Origin of the sequence: Christensenella sp., from assembly GCF_034927525.1 — a bacterium.
GTDB lineage: Bacteria > Bacillota > Clostridia > Christensenellales > Christensenellaceae > Christensenella.
Genome location: NZ_JAYFPU010000152.1, coordinates 1 through 4,792, shown reverse-complemented (window position 1 = coordinate 4,792; position 4,792 = coordinate 1). Strand labels below are relative to the sequence as shown.

Below are 4,792 nucleotides of genomic sequence, written 5' to 3'. Positions count from 1 at the left end.
CAGGCGTATTCCGTTTCTTTATAAGAAGACAGATTCCACGATGCGCGGAAACATTGGCGCAGAGCTTACGGCTATGCTCAAAGCATCCGGGCGAAACGCGTTGGTGTTTGTTCCGGCTTTCCCGCGAATGGGAAGGACAGTGAAGGACGGGATATTCAGGGTAGGGGGCGAATTGTTGAGCACGACCTCGTACGCGCGCGACCCGTTCCAGCCGGTCGTAAGCGATAAGGTGGTGGATATCGTCAGACAGCAGACAGAGTTGCCTGTACGGATGATCGATGTGGCGACGGAAAAATTGCCGCAGGATGCGCCGGAAATTTTGGTGTGCGACGCGCAGAGCGAGCAGGAGCTGGAGGAGATCGCGCAATGCCTTGCGCCGATAGCAGACAAGATCGTGCTTGCGGGCTGTGCGGGATTTGCGGCCTATGTCGCCTCGTATATTCACGGAACAAGGCAAAAGAATACGGAGACGTGTCCGGAAGGTTCGGGGCATATCATGCTGTGCGGCAGCATCAACGAGCGTACGCGGCAGCAGGTATTGTATGCCAAAGAAAAGGGGATGTCCAGTTACAGGCTGCGGCCTGCGGATTATCTGGGGGAAAGCCTGACGCATAGTTCGCAGGCAAAGATAGGGGAACTCAGCCGCGGCAATGGCACGGTGTTGCTGTATACTGCAGACAGTGAAGGTGATATCCTTGCGGCAAAAGACTATGCGGCGGCAAACGGGATGGATGGCGAAAACCTTCACCTGCGCATCGCACAGGGGTTGGGACGTATCGCGCGATATTGCATCTCGGATAAGCATGTCGGTATGCTTTCCGTGATCGGCGGAGATACGCTTTTTGGTGCAATGCAGGGGATAAAGCCCAAGGGATTCGTCCTTTGCCGCGAAGCGCTGCCGGGCGTGATTTTGTCCCGGCTGGTGTTTGCGAATGGCATGGAAAAATACATGCTTTCCAAGGCGGGCAGTTTTGGGGAAGAAACGGTGCTGTGGGACATGGGGCGGCTGTTTACAGAATAAAATTGATACAACAAAAGAGGCGGGGAGCTTACTCCCGCCTCTTTCGCTATTTTATGGTCTATTTGTTGGCAATCGTTTTGCGCACCGCCGCTGCGATGGCATTCGCGTCAAGGCCGTATTTTTGCATCAGGCTGTTATATGGGCCGCATTCCGCGTGCAGGTCGTCCATACCTACGAAGGTGACAGGGCAAACGGCGTTCTCCTGACACAGAACCTCACAGACAGCACCGCCGAGGCCGCCGATCACATTGTGTTCTTCTGCTGTTACGATCGCGCCGCACTGTCTGGCAGCGTCGACCACCGCCGCACGGTCGATGGGCTTGATACAGAACATGTCGATGACGCGCGTCTCTATTCCTTCCTTAGCGAGAATGTCGGCAGCGTCAAGCGCATAACCGACCAGCGCGCCGCAGGCGATCACGGCAACGTCCTTGCCGTCGCGTACCACCTTGGCCTTGCCGTCCGTGAAGGTTTCGCCGGGCGCGTAGATATCCTGAAACGCGTTGCGCGAAAGACGAATGTACATAGGCGAGCAATCGTCGATGGCATGCTTTACGAGCCAGTCTGTCTGTACTGCGTCCCCGGCGACGTACACTTTGAAATTAGCGAGGCTGCGCATGATGGCGATATCCTCGATCGCGTGATGGCTGGGGCCGTCAAACGCATCAGAAAGTCCGCTGTACGCGCCCATCAGCTTGATGGGCAGTCCGGAATAGGAGCCGAATGCACGGGCGGAAATAAGCCCGATGCTCGTCAGGAACACCGCAAAGGTGTTGGCAAAGGGTATCTTGCCGCTGGCGGCGAAGCCTCCTGCCATGGCGGTCATGTTTGCTTCGGCTATGCCTACGTTAAAAAAGCGGTGGGGGCAGGCGTCGCGGAAAATACAGGATTTGGTGGAGCCGCACACATCAGCGTCCAGCACAACGATCCTGTCGTCATTTTTACCGTATTTTACCAAGGCTTCCCCATACGCGTCTCTGATTTCTTTTGCCATTATTTTGCACCTCCCAGCTCGAGCATAGCAGCTTCATACTCCGCATCGCCGATCGGTTTTCCGTGCCATGCGTTTTTTCCTTCCATGAAGGACACGCCTTTTCCTTTGACGGTATGCGCCAACAGGATGGAAGGCATTCCCTTCTTGGCAAGCGCCTGCCCGTACGCGTCGATGAGCGCGCCCACGTCGTGCCCGTCGCATTCGATGCAATGCCAGCCAAAGGCTTCGAATTTTGCGCGGATGTTGCCCATGGGCATGATCTCCGCAACTGTTCCGTCGAGCTGTACGCCGTTTAGGTCTAAGATGGCGGTCAGATTATCAACGGCAAACTTGGAAGCGGACATACATGCCTCCCAGATCGTGCCTTCATTGATCTCGCCGTCGCCTAAGATGGCATATACGTGCGCATCGCTTTTGTCAAGGCGCAGGGAAAGCGCCATGCCGAGCGCCGCCGAAAGGCCGAGGCCGAGCGGGCCGGTGGATAGTTCTACGCCGGGCGTATCCTGTGCGCACGGGTGGCCCTGCAGGCGCGTTTCAAAATCGCGCAGGGTTTGCATTTCTTCGACAGGGAAGAAGCCTTTTTCCGCTAGTACGCGGTACAACATAGGGGCGGCATGCCCCTTGGAAAGTACGACGCGGTCACGCGCCGGATTTTTTGGATCGTCCGGATATACGTTGATCGTATGAAAATATAGCGTTGTCAGTATCTCACATACCGAGAGAGAACCGCCGGGATGCCCTGTCTGCTTTTCGTGCAGCACCTCGATCAGGTCTACCCTGAACTTATGGCACAGTTCATTGAGATAAGCGCGTTCTTGTTCCGTTATCATATGATTGCCTCCTTAAATTATCTATTCCTGCATAGAAATGACGATTTTCATCACATCATCAGGATTTTCGTCAATAAATGCAAATGCTTCCTTCAGCCTGTCAGCCGGATAGACACTTGTGATAAAGCCTGCTAGCCTGATGTCTCCGCTCGCTACAAAGCGGATAGCGTCGGCAAAATCCTCGCGGACATACATCATGTGCCCGATCAGGCTGATCTCCTGCCGCTGCAGCACGGGCATTTCGATCTCCACCGGTGCTTTGAAGTTGCCTGTGACGATGATCTTGGAGCTGGGGCGTGCGGCCTCGAGGATAGAAGCAAAGGAACCGCGCGTCGCAGCGCAGTCGATGATCACATCCGCACGCTGCAAGCCAAAATATTTGTCGATGGCGTCAGACAGCGAAATATCCGAGGTATTGACGCAGTATTCGATGCCGCATTCCTTGGCATAGTCTAGCTTCTTTTGGTTGATATCCGTCACCATCACGCGTGTAGCGCCCAAGGCCTGCGCGCTTTGCGCGGTGAGGTTGCCGATCGTCCCTGCACCCACAATGACGACGTTTTGCCCTGCAAGATCGCCCGCGCGCTTGACGGAGCCGATGCCCACGGCGAGTGGTTCTATGAGCGTGGCAAGCTTGGAGTCAAGCCCTTTGCAGGAATGCAGGTAACAGGGGTCTATGGCAAAATATTCGCAGGCAAAGCCGTCCTGATGTACGCCCATCACGCGAAGGTGCTGACATACGTTGAAGCGGCCGATTTTACACGGCCAGCATTCGCCGCAAAACACCTGTGGTTCTACGGTCACAAGTTCGCCGGGCGTGTATCCGGAAACGTTTTTGCCGGTCTTTTCAATAACAGCGGATACCTCATGCCCGATGACAACAGGATAGGTCATATATTTATGCAGCCCGTGATACATCTGGATGTCAGAGCCGCAGATACCGAAGTAGCCGATGCGCAGCAACACCTGATCGTCCGTGATCTCTGGAATGGGCACATCTTCAGCCTCGAGCGTATAAGGAGCGCTCAGCACAAATTTCTTCAAAGCGGTTTCCTCCTTCTGCCTCAATCCTCGATCTTCATAGCGACGACACGGCATGGTGCGCCGCCAAAGCCCTGCAATTTTAAGGGAAAGGCGACGATATACCATTCACTCTCCTCAAGAAGCTCGTCGTCCATATAGACCTCCTCCACAATGACGACGCTGTTTGAGAGCAGCACCTCGTGCGGGGGACGGCCTGTGCCCTCCGGCCAGCCGCCTGCGCTCATACCGTCGATACAAATCGTTTTGATGCCGTGATCGACGAGCCATTGTGCACCGTCTTGTGTGATGTAAGGCCATTCAAACATATATTCAGCAGTCATGGCGCGTTTTTCGCCCCAGCCTGTATAAAGCAATGCAATGTCGCCCTCTTGAAGCAAGTCCGCGAACGGTTCAAGCTGCACGGCACCGACAGAAGGGGAATCCATGTCCTTTAGATTGATCACAACGCCTCTGCCCTGAAAACTGAAAAGATCCATTTCGTCTACTGTTTTCCCGTCAGGAAAGAAGTGACGGGGCGCGTCAAGATGCGTGCCGGTGTGGCTGTTAAAGTCGATACGCTCCGCTAAAAAACCGTGTGTCACATGCTGCGCTTCATAATTTACGTTGGTAGGAAGGTATGTCGGCCATGCGGGGCAGTTATGGTAAATAGGCTGACTCAAATCAAGTATTTTGGTTACGTTGGGCATTTTCATTTTGTTACCAACCTTTCGTATGGGCTGTTAAGTAAGAAGGGGAGACATACCCCCTATGCCTCCCCCTCATCAACATATAGCTGGTTTTGATTACGGATTTACAGGGCAAACATTTGCAACGATCTCATCGATCTGGTCGTTTACCGTGTCAGCCGTCAGCAGAAGAACGTCTACCGGCGTTTCCTGCGGAACGTCTTCACCGTTCCAGAAC

Annotated in this window: 5 protein-coding genes; 1 reads left to right on the top strand and 4 read right to left on the bottom strand. The window is 54.3% G+C overall.

The window, feature by feature from the left end; translation table 11 throughout:
* On the top strand, positions 1-1,021 hold a 1,021-nt coding region (locus tag VB081_RS06200), incomplete at its 5' end, for a four-carbon acid sugar kinase family protein (RefSeq protein ID WP_323399962.1).
* A gap of 58 nt (positions 1,022-1,079) precedes the next feature.
* Here VB081_RS06200 and VB081_RS06195 read toward each other — a convergent pair.
* The 4 genes from VB081_RS06195 to VB081_RS06180 are packed head-to-tail and all read right to left on the bottom strand — an operon-like array spanning position 1,080 to position 4,581.
* On the bottom strand, positions 1,080-2,015 hold the full coding sequence (locus VB081_RS06195) for a transketolase family protein (protein ID WP_323399961.1): 936 nt from the start codon (positions 2,013-2,015) through the stop codon (positions 1,080-1,082).
* Positions 2,015-2,842 carry a transketolase gene (locus VB081_RS06190; protein WP_442872711.1) on the bottom strand — a complete coding sequence of 276 codons (828 nt, stop codon included), beginning with the start codon at positions 2,840-2,842 and terminating at the stop codon, positions 2,015-2,017. Before VB081_RS06190 ends, VB081_RS06195 begins: the two co-directional genes overlap by 1 nt.
* 24 nt (positions 2,843-2,866) lie before the next feature.
* Positions 2,867-3,889, bottom strand: coding sequence for a zinc-dependent alcohol dehydrogenase (locus VB081_RS06185; RefSeq protein WP_323399959.1), 1,023 nt, complete (start codon positions 3,887-3,889; stop codon positions 2,867-2,869).
* 20 nt (positions 3,890-3,909) lie between these two features.
* Entirely contained in the window at positions 3,910-4,581 is a 672-nt protein-coding gene (locus tag VB081_RS06180) for a cyclase family protein (protein ID WP_323399958.1), read from the bottom strand.
* Positions 4,582-4,792: the final 211 nt, after the last annotated feature.